Source organism: Nocardioides sp. WS12, from assembly GCF_014108865.1.
GTDB lineage: Bacteria > Actinomycetota > Actinomycetes > Propionibacteriales > Nocardioidaceae > Nocardioides.
Map to the genome: position 1 here is coordinate 4,581,563 of NZ_CP053928.1, position 23,543 is coordinate 4,605,105.

General features: G+C 68.3%; 15 protein-coding genes. 1 reads left to right on the forward strand and 14 read right to left on the reverse strand.

Annotation, left to right across the window (positions count from 1 at the left end; all coding sequences use genetic code 11):
- Positions 1–19: 19 nt before the first annotated feature.
- From pstB to HRC28_RS22195, 14 genes are all read right to left on the reverse strand, one after another.
- Positions 20–997, reverse strand: coding sequence for a phosphate ABC transporter ATP-binding protein PstB (gene pstB / locus HRC28_RS22130; RefSeq protein ID WP_237111609.1), 978 nt, complete (start codon positions 995–997; stop codon positions 20–22).
- A 25-nt stretch (positions 998–1,022) separates the two neighbouring features.
- Positions 1,023–1,988 (reverse strand): sortase, encoded by a 966-nt coding sequence (locus tag HRC28_RS22135; protein WP_182377525.1) that lies wholly within the window; start codon positions 1,986–1,988, stop codon positions 1,023–1,025.
- On the reverse strand, positions 1,985–3,763 hold the full coding sequence (locus HRC28_RS22140) for a substrate-binding domain-containing protein (RefSeq protein ID WP_182377526.1): 1,779 nt from the start codon (positions 3,761–3,763) through the stop codon (positions 1,985–1,987). The genes HRC28_RS22135 and HRC28_RS22140 overlap by 4 nt, the downstream gene beginning before the upstream one ends.
- Positions 3,760–5,058: an ABC transporter permease subunit gene (locus HRC28_RS22145; RefSeq protein ID WP_182377527.1), complete on the reverse strand. Its 1,299-nt coding sequence runs from the start codon at positions 5,056–5,058 to the stop codon at positions 3,760–3,762. Before HRC28_RS22145 ends, HRC28_RS22140 begins: the two co-directional genes overlap by 4 nt.
- Positions 5,058–6,089 carry a phosphate ABC transporter permease subunit PstC gene (pstC, locus tag HRC28_RS22150; RefSeq protein WP_182377528.1) on the reverse strand — a complete coding sequence of 344 codons (1,032 nt, stop codon included), beginning with the start codon at positions 6,087–6,089 and terminating at the stop codon, positions 5,058–5,060. The genes HRC28_RS22145 and pstC overlap by 1 nt, the downstream gene beginning before the upstream one ends.
- Positions 6,086–8,815, reverse strand: coding sequence for a hypothetical protein (locus HRC28_RS22155; protein ID WP_182377529.1), 2,730 nt, complete (start codon positions 8,813–8,815; stop codon positions 6,086–6,088). Before HRC28_RS22155 ends, pstC begins: the two co-directional genes overlap by 4 nt.
- 34 nt (positions 8,816–8,849) lie before the next feature.
- On the reverse strand, positions 8,850–10,577 hold the full coding sequence (locus HRC28_RS22160) for an Ig-like domain-containing protein (protein WP_182377530.1): 1,728 nt from the start codon (positions 10,575–10,577) through the stop codon (positions 8,850–8,852).
- 80 nt (positions 10,578–10,657) lie between these two features.
- Positions 10,658–12,262 carry an Ig-like domain-containing protein gene (locus tag HRC28_RS25180; RefSeq protein ID WP_202033148.1) on the reverse strand — a complete coding sequence of 535 codons (1,605 nt, stop codon included), beginning with the start codon at positions 12,260–12,262 and terminating at the stop codon, positions 10,658–10,660.
- Positions 12,259–14,586, reverse strand: a complete 2,328-nt coding sequence (locus HRC28_RS22170) for a hypothetical protein (RefSeq protein WP_182377531.1) — start codon at positions 14,584–14,586, stop codon at positions 12,259–12,261. The genes HRC28_RS25180 and HRC28_RS22170 overlap by 4 nt, the downstream gene beginning before the upstream one ends.
- 127 nt (positions 14,587–14,713) lie before the next feature.
- The gene (locus HRC28_RS22175; RefSeq protein ID WP_182377532.1) at positions 14,714–16,642 is read right to left on the reverse strand and encodes an Ig-like domain-containing protein; all 1,929 of its coding nucleotides are present in this window, start codon (positions 16,640–16,642) and stop codon (positions 14,714–14,716) included.
- Positions 16,643–16,790: 148 nt separating this feature from the next.
- Entirely contained in the window at positions 16,791–17,942 is a 1,152-nt protein-coding gene (locus HRC28_RS22180) for a hypothetical protein (protein ID WP_182377533.1), read from the reverse strand.
- A 284-nt stretch (positions 17,943–18,226) separates the two neighbouring features.
- A complete protein-coding gene (locus tag HRC28_RS22185; protein ID WP_182377534.1) occupies positions 18,227–19,735 on the reverse strand; it encodes a glycoside hydrolase family 16 protein in 1,509 nt (502 codons plus the stop codon).
- Positions 19,736–19,797: 62 nt separating this feature from the next.
- Positions 19,798–21,300, reverse strand: a complete 1,503-nt coding sequence (guaB, locus tag HRC28_RS22190; RefSeq protein WP_182377535.1) for an IMP dehydrogenase — start codon at positions 21,298–21,300, stop codon at positions 19,798–19,800.
- A gap of 71 nt (positions 21,301–21,371) precedes the next feature.
- On the reverse strand, positions 21,372–22,028 hold the full coding sequence (locus HRC28_RS22195; protein WP_182377536.1) for a class I SAM-dependent methyltransferase: 657 nt from the start codon (positions 22,026–22,028) through the stop codon (positions 21,372–21,374).
- Between the two features lie 55 nt (positions 22,029–22,083).
- On the opposite strand from HRC28_RS22195, the gene zwf reads away from it, so the two are divergent.
- Entirely contained in the window at positions 22,084–23,541 is a 1,458-nt protein-coding gene (gene zwf / locus HRC28_RS22200; RefSeq protein ID WP_182377537.1) for a glucose-6-phosphate dehydrogenase, read from the forward strand.
- The last annotated feature ends 2 nt before the right edge of the window (positions 23,542–23,543 follow it).

The following is a 23,543-nucleotide window of genomic DNA, read 5'->3' on the forward strand; positions in this document are numbered from 1 at the left end:
CCTCCGTCGAGTCGGGTGTCTAGCCGAAACGTCCATGGACGTAGTCGGATGTACGTGAGTCCCGAGGATTGCTGAACATGGCCTCGGTGTCGCCGTACTCGACGATGACACCGGGGGTGTTCATTGCTGCGAGGAAGAACGCGCACTTGTCGGAGACACGTGCCGCTTGTTGCATGTTGTGCGTGACGATGACGATCGTGACCTGACCACGCAGTTCGGCGATCGTCTCCTCCACGCGGCGCGTGGAGGTCGGGTCGAGGGCCGAGCAGGGCTCGTCCATCAACAGGACTTCAGGGGCGATGGCCATCGCCCGAGCGATGCAGAGGCGCTGCTGCTGGCCACCGGACAGGCCACCACCGGGCTGGTGGAGACGGTCCTTGACCTCGTCCCACAAGGACGCCTTGCGCAGGGAGTCCTCGACCAGGAAGTCCTTCTCGGCCTTGCTGGCCTTGATACCGGTGAGGGCGAGGGACGCGATGGTGTTCTCGTAGATCGACATCGCCGGGAACGGGTTGGGCTTCTGGAAGACCATGCCGATCCGGCGACGCGCGTGGGTGACCCGCTGGTCGGGGCCGTAGATGTCCTCGTCACCGAGGATCACCTGGCCGGCCAGGGAGGCCGACGGCACCAGCTCGTGCATCCGGTTGAGGATCCGCAGGAACGTCGACTTGCCGCAGCCGGACGGTCCGATGAGGGCGGTCACCTGGCCTGCGGGCATGGTCAGCGAGACGCGGTCGAGGACCTTGCGCTCACCGAACCATGCCGTGATGTCCTCGGCCCGCAACTCGGCGGCGTTGGCGCCGGCCACCCGTTGGGCCAGCAGGTCGGGCACCGGCGCATAGCCCTCCGCCGGCGCGGGTCGCTCACCGCCGGTCCGACCGGTGAACATGCGTCGCTTGCCGGGACGGGTCGCGGGCACCGCGAGGGGCGGCACCACCGGAATGGTCTGGGTGGCGTCTTCTGGCGGTGCGTAGCTGAGCGCTTCGTAGTCGGTCATGGTGATTCCTGTCGTGCGGGCCGGACTAGAGGGTGTTCGGCAAGAGGTCGGTGACGCGGTCGGCACAGGCCAGCGCGATCATGGAAATGACGGGGATGAAGACGACCCAGGTCGCCATCACGTTCCACCGCTTGGCCGCCCAGACCGCAGCGATCGATGCGGCGACCAGCAGCTGGATGAGCCAGGACAGCGAGAAGACCCGGGAGTCGTCGCCGGTGAGCATCCGCTCGTGGGGGTCGACATAGCCTTCGGCGATCGCCACCGGCGGCCGCGGGAACGCAGTGCTGGTCAGCTCGGCGTCGACCATGAGCACCCCGCTGGGCTGGAAGGGCCGCCCGTTCGAGGTGATCAGGGTGAGGCGACCGTCCTTGCCCGGCTCGAGGGCTGGCAGTTTCTGCTCGCCCACCCGTGCGCCGAGCACCCGATACGCCGACGTCCCCTGGCCGGTGCTCACCTTCACGGTGTCTCCCGGGCGGAGCATCTCGAGGTAGCGGAACACGCCGCCGTACGCCGCCGAACGGCCAACGAGCACGGAAGCGCCCGCCTGGCCCGGGAAGGGCGTGTCGCGCCGGTGTCCGACGCCCAACTTGGTCTGTCGGGAGCTCGATCCCTCGACGACGACCTCACGGATGTCGAGTCGCGGAATCTCCAGGACAGCAATCGGGGTGCCCGCCTCGACGAGTTCGCCGTTGACGTCGCGCTGTCCGATCGGCACCGAGCCCTCGGCGATCGACAGTCGCACCTGGTCGTAGAGCCGGTGTTGCGCCGTGAAATGCTGGACCTGGCTGACGACGGTCAGGTTGAACAGCAGCGCCAGCAGGATGATCGAGAGCATCGAGAGCGCGTACGACCCGACCACGGTTCGCCAGTCGGGCGGCGTCGGATTCGCGACCTTGGACAGCCTCGGCAGCCCGGTGGGCCAGAACTTCCGGGGGCTCTTGTCGCGCAGCGCCCTGCCCTCGGTGCGTCGATCCTCCGTCGCCGTCGTCACGGTGCACCTGGCGCTGGCGGGACCGGGGGCTCCGCCGTCACCGGCGGGGCCGCAGCCGCGCGGGGAGGAGTGCGGCCGCTGTCGAGGGCGCGTGCCGCCAGCGGCGGACCGAGCACGAGCACGGCGAGCAGCAGGACACTGATGAGCAGCGCCAATTGCGCCGTACCCCAGGTCTTCTGGCCGGTGAGGTTGTACGGGTTGGCGCTGGCGTTGGGGTCCCCCGAGCCGGCCGCCGCACCCTGGTCGCCCGTGCACAGGCCGGTCACCGGATCACAGTTGGTCGCGGCACCCGGGGTGGCCGTGGGTACGGCGCCCGCTCCCGCGCCGGGTACGGCGCCTGTGTCGGTGCCCGTTCCGGTGCCGGTGCCGGTGGGCGCGGCCGGAGTCTTCCCCGGTCCGCCGGTGCCGATCGCGTTGATCCACGGCGCCTGGCACGCGGCGTCACAGCCAGCCGGGAACGGCGCGCTCTTGATCAGCTGGTTGTTGTTCGGGCTGTCACCGGGCTTGAAGGTCGGGTTGTTGCAGGGGTTCGCTCCGCCGCTCTTCACACCGGCCTTCGTGGCGGCGATCTTCGCCTTGGTGTCGGCACCGATGCCGGGGACCTTGAGTACCTGGTCGAGTGCTGCGAGGACCAGGTTCATCGGCAGCGGCGAGTAACCGAGTTGACCCATCGTCCGTTGGCCCTCACACAGCACGAACTGCTCGAAGTACGCGAGGGTCGCGCCCTTGGCCTTGTTGAAGTTGCCGCGCGTCTGGGTCGGCTCGATCATGTAGGAGTACGCCGAGAGCGGGTAGCTGCGCGGATCCTTGTACGGGTAGACCGCCGTGAGGTCCTGCGACAGGTAGTTGGCGGAGCGCTTGTCGTTGTTGATCTTCGCCCGGGTCAGCGCCACGGCGACTGCATGCTCGGTCGGCAGGGTGTAGAAGCCAGCTGCGTTCTTGATCTGCGCCGACGGGAAGCCAAGGTTCTGCGCATACGAGTACTCGTCGTAGTTGATCGTGTACTGCGTACTCGCGGTGTAGGTCGTCACGCCGTCCGACTTGGACTGGGGAACGAACTGAGTTCCCTTCGGGCCGCCAACCTCAAGGTTCTTGGTCGGGAAGTACGAGGTCGCACGGCCGGGCTTGCAACCGCCGGTGGTGTCGCACAAGGCCTTGTACTGAGCGGGGAACTGGCGCAGCATCCACTGCGTGAACTGGGCCGTTGCGCCGGACCCGTCCGCTCGAACGACAACCGTGATTTTCTGTGCCGGGAGCGCAATGCCGGGGTTGGTCGCCTTGATCGCCGGGTCGTTCCACATCTGGATGCCGCCACTGAAGATCTTGGCCAGGGTCAGCTGGTCGAGCTTCAGCCCATCGAAGCGCTTTCCTCCGACGTAGAGGTGGTACATGAAGGCAGTACCCCCAGCGACGACTGGCAACATCGCGTAGCCGAACGACGGCTTGACGTTGTCCTGCGGATCCGCAGTGTCTCCCGTGTAGGGGATCTCGGAAACGGCGAAGTCGGCAAGGCCGTTGGCGAAGTCCTTGCGACCCTGCGACGAGCCGCCATCGTTGTAATTGACGGTGATGCCCTGGCCTTTGGCTGCGGCCTTCCAGTCCTCAACCGCATTCTTGGCCCACGAAGAACCGGACCCGGAGATCGCGGCGCTGGGAACGGCAGTCTTCACCGGCATCGCCAGCGCCGGAGCGGCCGCCGTGAGCGCGAGGAGCGCGGCGACGACGAAGCCGACACGGATCCGTTGGGAGCGCGGCCTGCGAGTGCGTTCGTTCATGACGAGTGGTCTCCTCGGGAGTCGAGCGTGTGAGCGGCGCGCAGCAGCTCGATCTGGTCGCGAATGACCTGGTGGTTGGACTCCACCCGGCTCTGGTCGCGGCGTGAGCGCGCCATCCGGCGGCGGAGTTGACGGGCGGTGAGCTCACCGGCCCGTTGACCACCGATGACGCGGGCCAGAGTGAACAGGATCAGGACGACGATCAGGAGCAGCGCCGCGGTCGCGAAGCCGCGAGTGACCATCGACGGTTGTGGCGCCTTGATGAACTCCAGTGCCTGCAAGGGAAGGGAGGTCTGCGGGCCGCTGAACGGGTTCCAGTTGGTGTTGGACGTCGCCCCGGCCGTCAGCAGCACCGGCGCCGTCTCGCCGATGCCGTGTGCCGTGCCCAGGATGATCGCGGTGGTGAGACCGGACCGCACCGTCGGCAGGACGACGTGGCGTACGACGGCCCATTGGCCGCCCCCGAGCGCCAAGCCCGCTTCGCGCAGGTTTCCCGGGACCAGGCGCAGGACGACGTCGGCCGACCGGATCATGATCGGCAGCATCAGGACGGTCAACGCCAGGGCAGCGGCGATCCCGTTCCGCTCCTTGGTGAAGAGCAGGATGATCGTCGCGTAGATGAAGAGTCCGGCCACGACCGAGGGCAGCGCGGTCATCGCCTCGACAACCGTCCGCACGAAACGCGCGAAACGACCTTTCACTTCGGAGAGGAAGAGCGCGGTCGCGATGCCGAGCGGAACGCTGATCGCCAGCGCGATCCCGATCTGCTCGAGGGTGCCCACCAGTGCGTGGAAGACGCCACCGGACGTGATCGGCGCCAACGGGCCGGTCAAGCCCATGTCGCTGGCGATGAAGTTGTGCTTGAGGTCCGTCCAGTCCATCTGGCGGTACACGCCCCAGCCGCGGAAGAAGACATAGCCGATGACCATCGCGAGCACGCCGGTGACCAGCGCACCGGTCGACCACAGCATCACCTGCCAGAAGCGGTCCGTGACGGCTCGCTTGTCCTCCGTGATGCTGATCAGCACGCTGTAGAACACGATGAAGAACACGAAGGACATGAGTGGGACCCAGCCCATGCCGACCATGCCGAGAACCGGTCCGAGCAGCAGGGCAGTCGAGACGGCCGCCGCGATCGACCCAGGCACCGAGTAACGCTCGTGCGCAGAAGCACCGACCCGGACCCGGGCCGGCTCGAGTTCGAGCGGCGGCAGGAGTTCGCGCGGCAGGACCGTCGTGGGCGCGGTCGTGGTCTGCGGACCGTCGGTGGTGCGGGCGTCGATGGTCTGCGTCATCATCCCTCGCTGTCGGCGCCGGAGCGCGATCGGGCGATGATCGACGACGCGGTGAAGTTGACGACCATCGTGAGGATGAACAGGGCCAGGCCAGCCGACATGAGCGCCGACATCGAATAGTCATTGGCCTCGCCGTACCGCTGGGCGATCATGGCGGCGATGGTGACCGCGCCGTTCTCGACGATGCGGAACTTGATCTCGAAGAGTGGCGCGATGATCAGGTACACGGCGATCGTCTCGCCGAGTGCGCGGCCGAGGCCGAGCATCACGGCACCGATCATGCCGCCCTTGCCGAAGGGCAGGACGACGTTGCGGATCATGCCCCACTTGGTGGCGCCGAGCGCGAACGCGCCTTCCTTCTCCCCCTGCGGGGCGCGAGAGAACGACTCGACCATGATCGACGTCTGGATCGGGATCACCATCAGCGACACGATGATGCCGGCGATGAGAAACGACGAGGTGTAGAGCGCCGGGTTGGGCAGCGGGTTCGCCGGATCGGCTCCCCGCACGTCGAAGATCGGGATCCAGCCGAAGTACTTGGCCAGGAACTCCGCGAACGGCACGATGTGCGGTTGAAAGTAGGCCAGGCCCCAGATGCCGTAGACGAGCGAGGGAACCGCGGCCATCAGGTCCACCATGCTGGTCATCAGTCGCCGGATCCTGCCCGTGGCGATCTCGGTGATGAAGAGGGCAGTGCCGATGGACAGGGGCACGGCCACCGTCAGCGCGACCAGCGCGATCACGACGGAGCCCGGCAGCACGGCGGCGATGCCGAAGTTGTTGGTCTCCGGCGACCACTCCTGAGTCGTGACCCATTTGCCGACACCGACCGAACTGATGGCGTCGATCGAGTTCACCGTGAGGAAGACACCGATCAGGACCATCAGCGCGAGCACGATGGTGCCGGCGGCCCGGCTCACCTGACGGAACACCTGGTCGATCGGCGCGTGCACGACCGGCACCTCGCGGGCGACGGCGTCGTCGAGGCCTGCTTCCGGATAGTCGGGCAGGACCGTCCCGGTCGCGGTCATCGTCCCACCACGAACCTGCCACGCAGCCGCATGATCGGGCCACCGAGTCCGGCGAACATGGCAACCGCCAGGCCGAGCGGGATCGTCCACCAGTCCCAGGTCTCAGTGCTGGCAGAGACCGCCATGATCTCGTCGGTCGCGATGGCCGGATTGGGCACGGGGGCCGCGGCGTTCGGGTCGGCGACGGGCGCGACGGCCGGCGGCGTGACTGCCTCCGGGGTGCCACCGGCACCCGCGCCGGTGTTACCCGGCCCGGGCGGGGCCACGACCACCGGTACTGCCTTGCGCAGCTCGGCGATGCCCGCCCTGGCCTGGTCCCGCAGCGTGTTCGGCAGTGGCGCATAACCAGGCGGCAGCTCCCCGGCTTCGAATCCGGGGACCTGTCCCTTCGTGGTGATGAACTCGAGCGCGTCGGCGTACACCTTGCGATCCGACAGCGGCAGTTCCGGATCCAGCGCGGCATAGACCGGCAGCGTGAGCGGGTAGGCGCCCGCAGCCAGGTCGGTGTCACCCGGGGTGTACCAGTTGACGGCGTCCTTCTCGAAGCGGTCAGCAGCCTTGCGCATCGACGCGACGTCCGCTCCGACGCACTGGTCGCCAGCACTGTTGCAAAGAGTCGCCGTCGGCACCCGCCACCGCGCAGCGGTGGCGCTGTCGGTGATCGCCATCAGGTTCAACTGCGTCGGGTTCTGCCGCTTCTTGTCGGCCTTGTACTTGCCCGGCGCGGGCTGGCACTCGTCATCGGTGTTGGACGGGCACCAGTCGCCGTACTTGTTGATCGGGATGTGGCCGCGACCGACCTCACGACCGGAGGACGGCATGCTCTCGGCCCGCGGCAACAGGTCGATGAGCGTGTAGGCGCGCTTGTCCGAGGTTCCGGGGAACTCCTGCCACGTCGGCAGCGGGTAGGGCGATCCCGGCGGCGGATACGTCGGGACCTGGTCCGTGTAGGTGGCCGCCTTGGTCGTCTCCTCGCGGTCCGCGTCCGCTTGCTTGCTGAGCTCGCTCTTCCGCTCCTCGCAGCCCACGTAGGTGCGCGTCGAGTAGAACGGGTTGACCTTGATCCCCTCGGCGTCGGGGCAGCCGTTCATGAACGCCCTGCCGTCGGGATCCGCCATGATCCATTGCCACACCCGGGTGGCGGCATCCGAACGCATGCCCTCGACGATCAGGTGGTCCAGCGACTGCCCCACGGCCGGGCCGAGGTGCGAGAGGTGCGGATTCAGGCGCTTGAACTCGGGGTCCTGGGTGAGGAACTGCGGACGCGGAGGCCGCCCCCAGGCTGCGATGGGGAGCTGCGCCGCATCGTCGAGGATCGCCTTGGAGTAGGACTGGGTGAGGAGCTTGGCCACCAGGCGCGCGTCGAGCTTGAGATCGCGCACGGGCGATCCCGCGCGCCGGTGGTCAGCGACCATCTGGTCCAGGTTGTCGTAGCCACAGCTCGTCCGCGCACCTTCGTCGGTTGTCGCGGGGTTGTCGATGCACGCCGGCTGGTAGGTCAGCTGGTAGCTGATCACGGGCGCAGCAAGCGCGAGCGGGACGGGCACGGCGGCCGCCGCCGGCGATTCCGAAGCCGCGATGGCCTGGTTCTGACCCGTGACGAACTGGGAGCGAGCGACCGGGTCGCTGATCTGGCTGTACCGCACGGCGATGTCGCGAGCGTCGCAGACGCCCGGCACCCACGACTCGGCAGCGGTGGTCAACATCTCCGACCCGCCGATCGGTGTACCGGCCTTGCCGCCGGGACAACCTGCTGCGACGTCCCGGAAGTCGAGGCGGACCTGGAGACGCTGCGCCCAGAGCGACGGCGAGATCGGGCCGGCGTTGCGCAGTTGCGGCAACAGTCGCGGCACGACCACCAACCAGCAGGGGCGGGTGCTCGGCACGCCAGCCCGCTTGCCGCAGCCGAGTCCGTAGGACTCGACCGTCGTCTGCACCTCGAACTGACGCTGCGCACTGCCCGCGTCGCTGACGGTGACGTTCGACAGTTCGTTCGTGTCGCTGCGGTTGTAGAAGGTGTTCTTGCCTTCCTGGCCGTCGACCTTGTCGCCATTGATCCCGACGTACGGCGCGTAGCCGTTGGCGCGGTAGATGCTGTCCCAGTCGCCGCCCAGCACCAACTGGTCCTCGCTGACCTTGCGCTTCTGGCCCTCTTCGGAATCGACGAAGTCCGGGCCACCCGCACCCACCTGGCAGGTGGCCGGGTCGGGGTTGGCGGCCGCCGGGTCGGGCTTGCCGGTCCCCGTGACCCCGCCCCAGCACTGGAACACCTGGAAGTACGCGGTTGACTGGCTCGCACCCGGGGTGACGGGGCCTCCGATCGCGCCCTCGAAGTCGAGGTTGATCGACTGGTTGACCAGGTTCCTGGTCTGGGAGACCGTCACCGACAGGTCGTGGAAGTGCTGGTTGTAGGCGTCGACCAGTGTGCTGCTGATGTCGTCATAGGTCTTGAAGTCGGTGTGCGGGATCAACTGCTGCCCGTTGCGGGGCACCACGCTGGACTCCGGGTTGCTGGCGTTGTCCCAGCGGACCGTGACTGCGCTGTCGCTCGACAAGGTGCCCTGCGGGCCCCAGTCGGAGCCGTCGCCGGTCGGACCGACGGCGCCCGCCGGGGCCTGGGCTCCAGAGAGTCCCGAGCCGGCGAGCGCCAGTCCAGCGATGACGAGCGCGATCCGGGCCCGGCGGTACGGCGGGCGCGCCGTACCGCCGGTGGCGGTGGTGTTCATGCGGGTTGGTCCCCTGGTGGTGCGTCAGTCCGCGTCAGCGGACGGTGTACGTCGGAACGGCCTTCGCCGCAGCAAGGACGGTGGAACTGCCCGAATACGTGACCTTGAGGATCGTCTTGCCCCTGACCGCGGCGGGCAGCAGGAACGCTGCCTTCCCGCTCCGCAGCGCGACGCGCAGGATCTTGGTCGCACCCTTGGCCGGGTCGTACACGACCGTCACGACGCCCGTCGGGACCAGGCCCGGAGCCTTGACCGTGACGAGCAGCTTCACGCGAACGCCCTTGCGGACGATCGAGGGTGAACGCGCGACCGTGATGCTCGGGAGCGCCTTGGCGATCACCTTGGTGACGTTGGCCGAGGTCGCGCCGCTGAAGGCGACGTTGGACGGGACGAACACGGCCCGCAGCACCCGGGTGCCGACCGGGAGCTTGACGGCCTTGATGGCCTTGCCCGTCGACGTGGAGACCGCAACGGCGCCGAGCGAGGTGGAACCGTTGTAGAACGTGACCGTGCCGGGGGCGCCGAGCGGACTGACGGTGGCCGTCAGGGTCTGGGCGAAGCCGACGCGGAGCGTTCCGGTGACGGCAACGACAGCCTTGCTGGCCGTGATGGTCCGGTTGTTGCTGGTCGCGATCTCATACAGGGCGCCAGCGGCCGTGTCGGGCGTGTAGACGGCCTTGTACTGCTGGTACTCGCCGGCCAACAGGCCGGTCACGGCGTGAGTGGCCTTGCCCGCCGGGTCGACCGGAACGCTGCCGACCGACGCGAACGCACTGGCCGAGTCGTTCTTCGGGCGGGCCAAGAACTCCACGGTGCCTGTGGCGTCGGTGAGGGCGCCGGCGCTGCCGGTCACCGTTGCGGTCAGGTTCGCCGTCGCACCACTCCAGGCGACGCTGGTGGGCAGGGTCGGGGTGACCTTGGCGCCGGCGAAGTCGTAGCCGCCGGAGGTGGCGATGTTCGGATGCGCTCCATCGCCGACTGCCGGGTCGAGCTTCGTCACGAACGGCAACCATGCGGCCTCGGCGTGGCCCGTCGTCGCGTCGACGATCGGAACGCCATGGGCATCGAACGCACCGGTGGTCTTGACGAGGACCGCCGACATCGCGACGCCCGCTGCCCAGCGGTTGAGAATCGACTTGCCCTTCGGCGCAACGGCGACGATCGGCGGGTCGTGCTGCGCGGTGCCGTGGAAGACGTCCTTCGTGACCAGGTCGGCCGACGACGTCTGCTGCAGCGGCTTGCCGTCGGTGACCCAGGCGTCGTACTCGGCCTTCGTCGACACGGTCAGCACCGAGTCCTGCACGAGGTTCGCCGGGTTGCCCTGGATCGCCGAAAGGAAGCCACGGTCGGTGAAGTACGGGTACACCTCGGCGATCGTCTGGCCGGGCGTCACGGTCGGCTCCTCCGCGGAGCCGTCCGTGGAGGTCGGGACGAACACCACCGCGAAGTTGTCCGCGTTGTCAGTGTTGAAGGCACTCAGGAACGCCGTACCGCCGTCGAGCAGGTCGGCGGAGAAGACGGTCGGCTTGTCACGGGCGACACCCTCGTGCCCCCAGAAGCCGCCGCCGACGATCTTGTTGGCCGGGTTGCCGTAGTCACCGACGGTCGGCTCGAGGAAGAGTTCGATGTTCGATCCGGGCGGGTTCGCCGCATGGGCGGCGGGCTCGGCTGCGGTGACGGCGACGGACGCCAGCGTCAGGGCAGCGACAGCGCCGGCGACAAGCCGACGAGGTCGCCGCACGACAAGCTGCATGCGGGACATGAAGTGGTCCTCCAAGGACGGTGAAAAATCAGTGGGACCCGAGATCAGGAGCAGTCAGTCATGCCCGGGTGTATGGACGGTTACGCGATGGTGAAGGTGACAGTGGCGGTGTAGTGACCGGGAGAAGTCGAGACCGGCGCGGCGAGTGTCAGGCGCCCCGAGAACGCGACGGTGCCCGGTCCTTCGGTGAGATACAGCACCGGTTTCGGGACGAACCCGAGCCCGAGCGACCCGCCGTCCGAGGCCGCCACGGGCGGGCTCGCACCCGGGCGATCCGTCACGGCGGCCAGCCCCGCGCCACTGCGGACGTCCGCGACCAGGTCGACCAAGCCCAGGTTCTGCGCGTTGATGGTGTGGCCGGCCCCATCGCTGAGGTGGGTGGAGATCACTGTCACCGTCCAAGGCAGCGCACCCGCCCGCGTGTCGGTGACGAGCACCTCCGCGAAGGGTGCGGATCCTGTGTACGTGAGCGCGTCGGGCGTCAGGACGAGACGACCGAGATCCAGCGGCTGCTCGGGCGAGTACGGCGTCGACAGGGTGAGCGCTCCTTCGGGCACGTCTGCGGCGAGGGTCTGGTCGTCGGCCGAGCGCGAGCGCGTCGACAGCACCTCGACGGGCGTCGGTGTCGACCTCGACCCCGACCAGGTCCCGGAGTCCTCCGGGGTGAACAAGGCGGACAGCACGTGGTCTCCCGCAGTGGCGGTCCACGACCACTCGGCGACACCGCTGGTGTCGACCGGTGCCGACCCCAGCACCGCTGTTCCATCCCGGAACTCGACCGTGCCGGCGGTCGCAGGGGTCACCGCCGCGGTCAGCGGAATCGGCTCGCCAGCGCTGAGCGGACCGGCCGAGAGCGACAGCACGGTCATCGTGGCGGAGCCGTCGGCAGGGGCCGCGCCAGCGGAGAGCTGATAGGCGCCGGAGGTGGCGACCCCCTGATGGTCGGCGTCACCGATGGCCGGGTCGACCGCGGAGGTGAAGGTGATCCACGACGCCTGGGCGCGGCCCGACGACGCATCGACGACCGGGACGCCGTCGACGTACTCACCGGTCGTCGCGACGATGACCGCTGACATCGCCTGGCCGGTATCCCAACGGTTCAGGATCGACCTGCCCATCGGGTGCACCGACACGGGAGCGCCCGGGCGCTCGGAGTCGTGCAGGACGAGGTCGTCCGACGACGCCGCCTGGGCCGGCTTGCCATCGGCGGACCACGCGTCCCACTCGGCCCTGCTGGACACGAGGAGAACCTGGTCGTCGTCCGCATCGTCCGGGTTGCCCCGCAGAGGCGTCAGCAGGCTCGCGCTCGTGAAGTACGGGTACGCCTCGGCCACGGTCTGGCCCGCGGTGACCACCGGCTCCTCGGCCGTTCCATCGGCCGAGGTCGGCGTGAACACGAGGGCGAGCTTCGCGAGGTCCAGGTCGGTACCGCCGTCGGTGAGGTCTCTCGACACGACCGTCGCCCCGGCACGGTCCGGACCCTCATGGCCCCAGAAGCCCCCACCGACGATCGCGTCGGCCGGGTCACCCGCCGCGCTGGTCGTGAAGAACAGCTCGCCATCTGAGCCCGTAGAACCCACCCCCGCCGCCGCAGGACCCATCCACGCGCCGGCCAGCACGACCAGCATCAACGCGAACTGCGCCGCGCGGCCGCGACCAAGGGACCCGAGACGGCTCCCCGTCAAGGTTGACCGGCCCGGCCTCGCAGGAGCGCCGTGCCGCCCACGAGTCCACCGACGAGAACCAGGAGACCGACGATCGCCCAGGTCCAGCCCGACCCGGTCCACAACGTGTCCCACGACGCCGGCTTGTCGATCACCGCAGTGGAGCTGTTGGCTCCGGCCGCTTCGGCCTCACCGTCCGCGGCGGTCGCACCGTCCGACGGGGAAGCCGAGGCACCCTGCGTGGCGGGAGCGGAACCACCCTTCCCGTTGACCTCCGCCGACGGGTCGTCCGAGACCTCGGACGGCTTCTTGGGCAGCGGGCTGGCGCTGACGACGTGGTAGCCGGCGGACGTGCGAACCGAAGGCGCGTCCTTGCCCGCGACCGTGCGGAAGGTCAGCCAGGCGGCTCGCGCCTTGCCGTCCTCGGCGACCGAGACGAGGGGCACGTTGTTCTCATCGAACCCGTCGTACTGGAACACGACAAGGCTGATCTCGGTGTTGGCGGGCCACCGGTTCTTGATCGACTTGCCACGCGGCGCCGCCGACCTGGGCAGGCCGTCCACCAGCGCATCGCGAGCCACCAGTTTGTCGTCGTACACCTGCTCGGGCTTGCCGGCCCGCACCCAGGCCTGGAACTCCGCCTTCGTGCTGACCACGGCGACCTGGTCGGTGTACGGATTACCGGTGCCGGTGAGGCCGGTGCCCACGCCGAACTCGGTGAACCATTCGAAGACCTCGCCGGCCGTCTGACCCTTGGAGACCTGCGGTCGCTCCGAGGAACCGTCCTTGCTGGTCCTGACGAACGCGACAGCGACGCTGTTGAAGTCCGTGATGGCGAAGCGCTTCATCCAGAACGCCTGGGAGGCGTCGGTCGTCTTCCCGCTGGAGTCGGTCAGGTCGGCCGAGACGTAGCTACCGAGCTTCCCGTCCTTGCCCTCGTGGCCCCAGACGCCGTCGATGATGGCCCGCTCGGGGTTGCCCGTCGCGTGGTCGGCCTCGATGAAGAGCTTGCCGCCCTCGGGCTTGGACACGTCGGCCTGCGCGACCGGCGCGTGTGCAGTCACCGTTCCCACCAGAAACGTGGCGAGAGCAAGAGCGACGACGCGGCCCACCGGCTGGGACGCCTGGGCCGGCTTCGCGACCGGTTCCTTGCTCAGGCGCTTGCCCCTGGCGGGGACCGCGCGACGTCGTCCGCCTGCCGTTCCACCACTTGTGCCCACCGCCACTGCCTTGGCCCGGTTGCGACGGTGACGCCAGTAGCCGAAACCCAGCAGGAGGAGCAGGAGGACGATGGCAATCGCCACCGCGATCCACTGCCAGGCCCATACCGTCACGTTCGCCTGCACCGGCGTTCGGTCGGCAGGCACCGTGTCATCGACCGGAACCGGGATGAGCGAGACCAGCGGGGTGACCGGGCCGGCCGAGAAGTTTCCGTTGACCGTCTGCCTCACCGAGATGACCGTGCCCGGGAGCAGGTCCTCCACCGGCGCCGGACGCACGATGACGTCGTCACGGAGCAGGCGCTGCAGGTTGACGATCTGGGCGGCATTCATCCGCACGTTGCCGGTGTTGCGCACGTCGTAGGTGACGGTGACGGAGTCGCGGCCGTGCACCTCGGCATTCCAGTCGTACGACGCCTTGAGGTTCTCGATCGTGACCTCGGGCGTGAGCGCGCCGGAGAGGCGGAAGTAGGTGCGCAAGCCGATCCGCTGGTCGAACTTGATGCGGGCACCCTCGGCGTCCTTGCCGATCGACTCGAGGGACGCGATCACGCCACCGACGTGGTCACCGGGGGTTGCGTCCAGCGGGATCCGCGCCTCGAGCGGCACCTCGACGCGGCCGTAAGCAGCGCCCTTGCGGGCCGGGACGGTGATCTCTGCGCGGGTGACAAGCTTCTTCGAACCGGGCGCGCGCAGCTTGAACCAGGAGCCCGCGTCCGAAGGAGTCTCATCGCCGGCCTTGAGACCGAAAGCTCCGTCCGTGCCCTGGAGTGCGTCGGTCGCGTAGACCGTCAGGGTGATCGGCTTCGGTCCGTAGTTGATGAGCGCGATCGTGTCGCGTACGGCGCCGCCGGGACCGGAGAGGTACTGCAGGTACGGGCGGCCATCGACGACCTGGTCGGCAGGGACGGCGTGGGCGGGCCCGATGCCGAAGGTGATGTTCTGCGAGCGGTCGACGTCAGGGTCCGGCAGGTCGGTGCGAGGTGTCGCGTCGTCCGCCGGAGCGTCCGTCGGGGTTGAGGGATCCGCGGAAGCCGCCGGAGTCGGCAGCGCGCCGAAGGCCCCGGCGAGCAGGACCGCGACAACGGCAAGAAAGGCCAGGAGCGGCCGGAGGGAAGTGCGCATGCTGGGGGCGTCCATTTCTGGTGGTGGTGATCCCCACCTCGGGGGCGGTGTCGCTGGGCCGGGCGCCGAAGCACCCGACCCAGCGCAGGAGGCCCGTCGGTCTCCTCCGCCCCCAAGGCGGTCTGGGTCAGGAAACCGTGAAGGTCACGGTGCCCGTGTAGTGACCGGCCTGCGTCGAGGTCGGGGCCTGGATGGTCAGGGTGCCCTTGTACTCGACCGCGCCCGTGCCGGGAGCGACACGGTCGAGGACGGCGTGGAGGCCGCCACCGAGACCGGCGTTGCCCGGAGCACCGACGGCGAGAGCAGCACCTGCGGGGTTGTTGGTCATGGTGACCCCGTAGGTGGCGCCACCGGCGCCGTTGCCGCTGACCAGCTCGAGGCCGGTGAGGCCGACGTTCTGGCCGTTGATGGCGTTGGTGCCCGAGGTGAGGTCACCGGCCTGCGCGACCAGGTGCCACGGAAGACCACCCGCGCGGGTGTCGGTCACGACGATGTGCTCGAACAGTGCCGAACCGACGTACATCGTGTTGTCGGTGTTGAGCTTCAGCGGCTGGTTGCCGGCGAGCACCGGGTCACCGTCGACGATCAACGGGTTGGCCGGCGTGTACGGCGTCGAGATGTCGATCGTGCCCGCGTCGATGTCCGTGGCGATGTTGGCGATCTCGGTGTCGAACTGACCGCCCGGGTTGGCGGTCAGGGTCTGCGGCGCCGAGGTGGACGCACCGAAGTCGGCGATGTTGTCCGGGGTGAAGACGGCCGTCAGGCTGTGCCCGCCCACGGTGGAGGTCCAGTCGAAGGTCGCGACACCCGAGGCGTCGACAGCGTCGGTACCGATGGTGGTGCCGTTGTCCTTGAACGCGACCGTGCCGGGGATGCCGGCCGGGGTCACCGCGGCCGAGAGGGCCACGACGTCACCGGCGGTGAAGGTGCCCGAAGGAACCGTGAGCACCGTCGACGTCGCGGTCACGTTGTGGGTCGTCGTGAACGAAACAGCCGAGGACGTCGAGTGGGCAAAGGTCGCGGCATCGGCGGAGACGAACTCCGCGGTCAGCGAGTGCGTACCGGCCGGGAGCGACGTGGTGATCGCGGCGGTGCCACCGGAAACGGCGGCCGAACCGACCGTCGTCGTACCGTCCTTGAACGTGACCGTTCCGGCAGCAGCCGGCGAGACGGTCGCGGTCAGGGTGAGCGTGGCGGTGTCGGCCTGCGGCGACGTGGGGGTCACCGCGAGGGTGGTCGTCGTCGCCGTGGCGGGCGCGACGGCGAGATTGTAGGCACCTGAGGTCGCGATGCCCGAGGTCGCGCCGATGGCCGGGTCGACAGCCGTGGTGAACGGGATCCAGGCAGCTTCCGCGTGACCGCTCGAGGCGTCGAGGATTGCGCGACCGTCGGCGTCGAAGGCACCGGTGGTCTTCACGAAGACAGCGGAGACGTTGGTGCCGGCCGGCCAGCGGTTGAGGACCGACTTGCCCTTGGGTGCCACCGAGACCGGGTTGCCCGCGCGCAGGCCGTCGTGCGAGACGAGGTCCGTCGAGGAGATGATCTGCTCGGGCTTGCCGTCGACCACCCAGGCGTTGTACTCGGAGGGCGTCGACACGGTGAGGACCGAGTCCAGGTTCGGGTTGGACAGGTTGCCCTGGAACGAGCTCAGCGCACCGAAGTCGGTGAAGTACGGGTACGCGTCGGCGACCGTCATGCCGGGCGTGATGGTCGGCTCCTCGGCGGAGCCGTTGGCCGAGGTGGGCACGAACACGAGCTGGAGCTTGCCCGGGTCATCGATGCCGAAGGCGTTGAGGAACGCGCCGCCGCCGTCGGTGAGATCGGCTGCGATCGTGGTGGGCTGGTTACGGCCCGCACCCTCGTGGCCCCAGAAACCGCCGGGCGTGATCTTGTTGGCCGGGTCGCCCGTCAGGGACTGCTCGAAGAAGAGCTCGTAGTTGGATCCGGTCGGGTTCGCTGCGTTGGCGGCAGGCGCCATCGCGAGCATTGCGGCCGGGACCGCAGCCGCTGCGACGACGGCCGCAAGGCGGCGACGCCGCGTGAAGGTTGAGCGCATTGCTACTCTCCTGGTTGATGTGTCATTCATCAGTGGGATGGGTGATGCAGTTCGTCCGTGCGCGCAGGGACGACGGCCGCACCGGTTGACTCGGTGCGGACGCTCGTGCGGCGCCGGTCCCTGCGACGGGGACCGGCGCCGTCTCTGATCAGTGCTGGTACGAGCCGTGCTTGTAGTTCGACGCGTTCGTCAGGTAACCGAGCTTGCCGAAGCCGTACCGCTTGACGATCGTGGTGCCCGCCGCGCCGCTGAGCGTCGCGGTGATCGAGGTGACCAGCACGCCCTGCTTGGGGGTGGCCGAACCCTGCGTGAACAGGGTCGGGATGACGTCGTAGACGTCGCGGTTGAACGTACCCGTTCCCGGGACCGGGGGCGTGCCGTACGTGCCGAGGGTGTTGGAGCCGTACAGGGCGCCGGGCGCCAGGTTCGGCGAGGTGCCAGTGGTCGGCGCCTGGGCGTTGATCGACGAGATGGACATGCTGGCCGTCGTCGAGTTGGCGATGCCCGGGATCACGTTGTGCTGCGCGATCCACTGCGCCACCGAGAACGGGATCAGGTCGCCACCGTTGGGGATGGCCGATCCGTTGTTCTCGGGCAGGTTGTCCTCGGTGATGTACGACGGCCACGAAGCGGGCTGTCCACCGATCGCGCTCAGGAAGAAGCTGCGGGTACCCGAACCCGACTGGGGGATCTTCGGGTCGACCGTGATGCCGTTGATGGTCGGGACACCGCCGGTGATGGCAACGACGACGGCGCCGTCGTTGGTGTTGTCGTCGACGCCCCGGTAGAGCTCCTGGATCTGCGACGTCGAGAGGTTGAGGCTGGACGGCAGGCCCGAGGAGGTGTTGAACGCGATCGAGACCGCGTCACGACCCATCGGGACGTAGGTCAGGTCGTCGTTGGCACCCGAGGGGCCCGACGAGGAGCGAGCCATGTCGATCTCCTCGTTGACGAGCGACTTGCCCTTCCAGATGTGGTTGGCCGAGTCCCACGTGCCGGAGAGCGCCTTGACGCCGTTGCCGGAGCCCGACGGGCGGACGAACCAGGTGCCGGTCGACTTGGACTTGATGAGCTGGTTGTCGTTGGCGACACCCGTGCCATCGAAGGCGTCGTAGGAAGCGATGGAGCTGAGCGGACCACCGTCGTTGGTCAGGCCGTTCCACACGTCCTGGGTGGTGTCCGAACCGGCGGCGGCGTAGGGGCGGACCGGCTCGGCGTGGGCCGGCAGAGCCGAGCTCACGACGACCGCGGCGGTGGCGAGGGCGGCGATGGAGCCACCGACATACTTGTTGAGCTTCATGTCGGGATTTCCGACCTTTCTCATCTCGGGTGAGACCTGCACGCGGGCGCGCGGGCAGGACGCATCACGACCGGGCTGGGGCACGGCCGTGACGGGACGACGAGGGGCACGCCGGACCGAGAATGGGCCGACCCCTGCGCCACAGTCTTGTGGCGCAGGCGGTCCGCGAACTAGGGACGAAAGCCCGAAGTAAAAGGAAACACGACGTGAAGTCGCCCGTTTTTGCTCACCTGAGGTGACGCGGGTCTCGCGCCGATCTCACCGACCGTTCGTACCGAAGCGATCTACTTCCAGACGTGCACGTAGTCGACTTCCAGCGTCTTGGGGCCAGCGTCAACGCCGTCGTAGCCGGTCGAGGCTCTTCCCATGGCAGAAGTGAGCGCCACGATGTACTTCTTGTTCAGCATGGGGCTCTTGGACGTGTTGACCATGCAGAGGTTGCCGTTGACCCAGATCTGGAGCTTGGTGGCGTCCCATTCGAGAGTGAAGGTGTTCCATTCACCCCGATGGGCCACACAGTTCCATGCGGTGTTGGCCACGCCCGAGTTGCTCCCCGTGTAGGGAGTGGGTCCGGTCGCGTCGTAGTGCAGGAAGGGAACGGACAGGGTCGGGTATTCCGAGTAGGTCTCGCTGACGTCGATTTCTCCCGTCGCCGGGAAGAGCGATTCTCCAGCCTCCACGGCCGGCCAGAGCCAGAAGGCCTCGTGGAGCTTGGTCGGGGAGTCCGGAGAGATCCCCGGCGACTTCATGCGTGCTTCGAAGCGACCGTGCTCCTGGTTGAACCTGCCGTACGTGCTCACCTGACCGGAGGCGTAAGGCACGTCAGGAATGTTCTTCGAGCTGTCAGCAGACTTGGGGCAGAGCACGTTGGAGGACATCTTGCGGGTGGTGAGCTTGAGGGTGCCGTTGGACTGGCTGATGACGGACGGGTCGTCGATGTAGCAAGCGTAGGCATAGGGAGGGCCCTCGCTGTACAGGCGGCCGTTGACGAAGTTCGTCTGAGGAGTCCACTTGGTCCGGTCCAGTGCGCTGGCGTTGAACTCCTCTTCGAAGGAGCACACCCAGAGCGTGCCGTCAGCCTTGGCCACGGGGGTCGTGCCACACGTGGGAGCGCCGGGGCCGGGAGCAGTGGCGAGGGCAGTCACGGTCAGTTCAGGGCTGGCCGCCGCAGCGTGTGTGGTCGTCTTGACCACCGTTGCGCGGTAGCGAGTCGCCTTCGTGTTGGCAGGAGTGATCGTGAAGGCAACCTGCCCGGTGACGGCGTCATAGGGAGCGGTCCCGGCGGACCCCCACGTGAGGCCACCCCACTTCTCCAGCTTCACGGCTTCACCGTTCGACAGACGCGTTCCCGTGGCGACGAGGGTGGTGGGCGTGTTGACGACCGCATGACCCTGAAGCGCGAGAGTGAGAACGGGTTGGGCCAGGACTCCTGTCACGGTCAGTTGAGCACTGGTCGCCGCCTGGTGCGTAGCGCTGGCCTTGACACTCACGCGGTACTTCACGGCCTTGGTGCTGGCCACCGGGACAGCGAAACTGGCCGTGCCGGTGGCAGAGGCCGGCGCAGTGGCCACGGCGCTGTACAGGAGGCCGTTGAACTTCTCGAGAGTGATGGGGTCCCCCGCGCTCAGGCCGGTGGAGGTCACGGCGAGGGTGACGTCCTCACCCACCGTGGGAGCAGACGCTGCCGTGAGGGTGAGCGTGGGCTTCGGAAGCGCGGCCGCATGGGCAACCAGCGGGAGCGTCAGGACTCCCACGAGGACAGTGAACAGGGCAAGCAGGCGCAGACGTCTCACGGGGCCAGTCCTACCACGCTCGCGCACCGCGCGAGGACGAAACCTGACCGGCAGGTGCCGGGTCAGCGGTGGTAGTTCGGAGCCTCGATCGTCATCTCGACGTCGTGCGGGTGGCTCTCCTTGAGCGAGGCGGAGGTGATCCGGATGAACCGGCCCTTCTCCTGCAGCTCGGGGACGGTCTGGGCGCCGACGTAGAACATCGACTGCGAGAGGCCCCCGATCAACTGGTGGGCGACACCGGAGACCGGGCCCTTGTAGGCGACCTGGCCCTCGACGCCCTCAGGCACGATCTTGTCGTCGCTGGTGACCTCGGCCTGGAAGTAGCGGTCCTTGGAGTAGGACTTCTTGCCGCGCGAGGACATCGCGCCGAGCGATCCCATGCCGCGGTAGGCCTTGTACTGCTTGCCCTGGTGGAAGACGACGTCGCCGGGTGACTCCTCGCAACCGGCGAGCATCGAGCCGATCATCACGGACTCGGCGCCGGCCACGATCGCCTTCGCGATGTCGCCGGACTGCTGCAGACCACCGTCGGCGATCACCGGGATGCCGGCCGGATGGGCGGCCAGAGCAGCTTCGTAGACGGCCGTGATCTGCGGTACGCCGCAGCCGGTCACGACGCGCGTCGTACAGATGGAGCCGGGGCCGAAGCCCACCTTGACCGCGTCAGCACCGGCGTCGACGAACGCCTGCGCGCCTTCGCGGGTGGCGACGTTGCCGCCGATGACCTGCACGTGCTTGGTGGCCGGGTCGGACTTGAGGCGACGAACCATGTCGAGCAGCAGCGTGACGTGGCCGTGCGCCGTGTCGGCAACGAGTACGTCGACGCCGGCATCGATCAGGCTGGTGGCCCGTTCCCACGCGTCGCCGAAGTAACCGATGGCGGCACCGACGAGGAGGCGGCCGCTGGCGTCCTTGGACGCGAGGGGGAACTGCTCGGACTTCACGAAGTCCTTGACCGTGATCAGGCCGCCGAGGCGACCCTGCTCGTCGACCAGCGGGAGACGCTCGCGCTTGTGCTGGCGCAGCAGCAAGGTGGCGTCGTCGCGGCTGATGCCGACGGGGCCGGTGATCAGCGGCATCGGCGTCATCACTTCGTCGACCTTGGTGGTCGCCCACTCCGCGACGGGGGTGAAGCGCAGGTCTCGGTTGGTGCAGATGCCGAGGAGACGGTTGTCGGTGTCCACCACGGGGAGACCGGAGACGCGGTACTCACCGCAGATCCGGTCGAGTTCCTCGAGCGTCGCGTCGGGTCCGATGGTGACCGGGTTGGAGATGATCCCGGTCTGGGTCCGCTTCACGAGGTCGACCTGGTAGGCCTGTTCCTCAGCGGAGAGGTTGCGGTGCAGGATGCCGATGCCGCCCTGGCGGGCCATCGCGATCGCCATCCGGGACTCGGTGACCGTGTCCATCGCGGCGCTGATCAGCGGCGCCTTGATCATGATGTCGCGCGTCAGGCGCGTACTGGTGTCGATGTCGTCCGGCGCCAGGTCGGAATGACCCGGCAGCAGCAGCACGTCGTCGTAGGTGAGACCAAGGGCTGCGAACTTGTCGGGGACCTCATCCATGACCAGATCCTACGACCCGCTCGGCGTTCGTCCGAACCGAGGACCCCCGTCGAGACAAGGGTTTCAAGGGGTCAGCGTGCTTCGAACACAGTGACGTGCCCCGTGTACTCCCGAACGCCCTCGAAGGACGGAAGCACCAGACCCTGGCCGGAGGAGTCGAGATGGGCCTGAGCAGACGCATGGTCGGGGAAGACCGCTCGGGTCTCGAGGTCCTGGCGCCGTACGTCGCCAAACCTCCGTCGAAGGACTGACTCGCCGGTCTCGCTGCTGAACTGCGTGATGTTGCGCTTCCCGCCGGCTGCGATGCGCAGGTCCGCGAGGTGCTCGTTGCCGTTGGTGACCGCCACGAAGGTGCCGCCGGGGCGGAGCACTCGGCGGACCTGGTTGAGGGCTCGCTCCAGGTCGCGGATGTGGTGGAGCATCCAGCCTGCATAGACGACGTCGAAGGACCCGTCGTCGAACGGCAGATAGCAGATGTCGGCCTGACGGGCATCGACTCCGCGAGCAGCGGCGAGCTCGACGAACCTCGTCGAGAAGTCGGTGGCAACCAGCGTCACGCCTGGGAGAGCGTGGATCCGCTCGGCCATGACGCCGGTTCCGCAGCCGACTTCGAGAATGTTCGCATCGCCGACGAGCGCACGGTCGATCGCGCTCAGCGCCTCGTTCATCGGGTCGAGGCCGTCGGCCGTCGGCCGCCACACGGAGCGGCCCGTCTCTGGGATGTTCATGTCGAGTCACGGTCTCACATGGGGTGGCCTTGACGGGTCGGGCAGGCTGATCTCCGTGACCTCTGACCTGCCCCCGCACGTCCTGGTGCTCTTCGGAGCCACCGGTGACCTCGCCAGCCGGAAGTTGTTCCCCGGCCTGTATCGCCTTGCGGCCGCCGGAAGACTCCCCACCCACTTCGCGGTGATCGGCAGCGGCCGCCGCTCCCCCGGTACCGACGAGGAGTTCCGTGGGCACGTCCGCGACGCGCTGGCCGAGTTCGTCGGTGACGTCGACGAGGCCGTCTCCGGGCCCCTGCTCGACCGGATCAGCTTCGTCGCCTCCTCCGCGGACGACGGCGCCGAGCTGGCGCGCGCCGTGGAGGCGGCCGAGGACCGGCTACTCGGGGACGCGCGGTGCCTGCTGGGCGACGTACGCCGTCTGTTCTACCTCTCCGTGCCGCCGGGCGCCGTCAAGGGGATGGTCGGGATGCTCGATCGCGAGGACCTCGTCAGCCGGTCGCGCCTGGTCGCCGAGAAGCCGTTCGGCACCGACCTCGCGACGGCCCGCGACCTCCACGCGGTGCTGGACTCGGCCTTCGCCGATGACCAGGTGTTTCGCATCGACCACTTCCTCGGCAAGGAGGCGGTGCAGAACATCCTGGCGCTGCGCTTCGCGAACGGGTTGTTCGAGCCCGCGTGGAACCGGCACACGATCGAGTCCGTGCAGATCGACGTACCGGAGAAGCTGACGGTCGAGGGCCGCGGGAGCTTCTACGAGGGCACCGGGTGCCTGCGCGACATGGTGACCACCCACCTCACCCAGCTCCTCGGCTTCGTCGCCCTCGAGGATCCGCACGCCTTCCGTGCCTCGGCGATCCGGGCCGCCAAGGCCGCCACCTTCTCGGCGCTTCGCCCGGTCGACCCCGAGCGTGTCGTCTTTGGCCAGTACGACGGCTACCGCGACGAGCCCGACGTCGCCGACGACTCCACGGTCGAGACCTTCGTGGCTGCCGAGCTCTGGATCGACAACGACCGCTGGCGTGACGTCCCCTTCTACCTGCGCACCGGCAAGGCACTGGCCGATGGCAGGCGCACCATCACGGTCCGATTCCGCGATCCGCGGCACCGCTGGCTCAAGCCGGCCCACGGCGGTGCACCCGAACCCAACGAGCTCGTCATCGAACTGGGAGACCAGCCGAGGATCGCGATCGACGTGCGGGCCAAGCGTCCCGGCCCCGACATGGCGCTGGTGGAAGGCGTGTTCCGCCTCGACCTCGTGTGCGACGTGCCCGATGCCGATCCGCTCGAGGCCTACGAGCGGCTGTTGCTCGACGTGATGCGTGGCGACCGGACGTTGTTCATCAGCTCCGAGGAGGTCGACCGGCTCTGGGAGATCTTCCAGCCGGTGCTCGACCGACGGCCGGCGACCGAGACCTACGAACCCGGCTCGTGGGGGCCCGCGACGGCGCTCGCCCTGCCGCTCGGCGGCTGGCGCCTGGGCAACCACGCACCCGATCGGGAGCTGACGCGCTGACG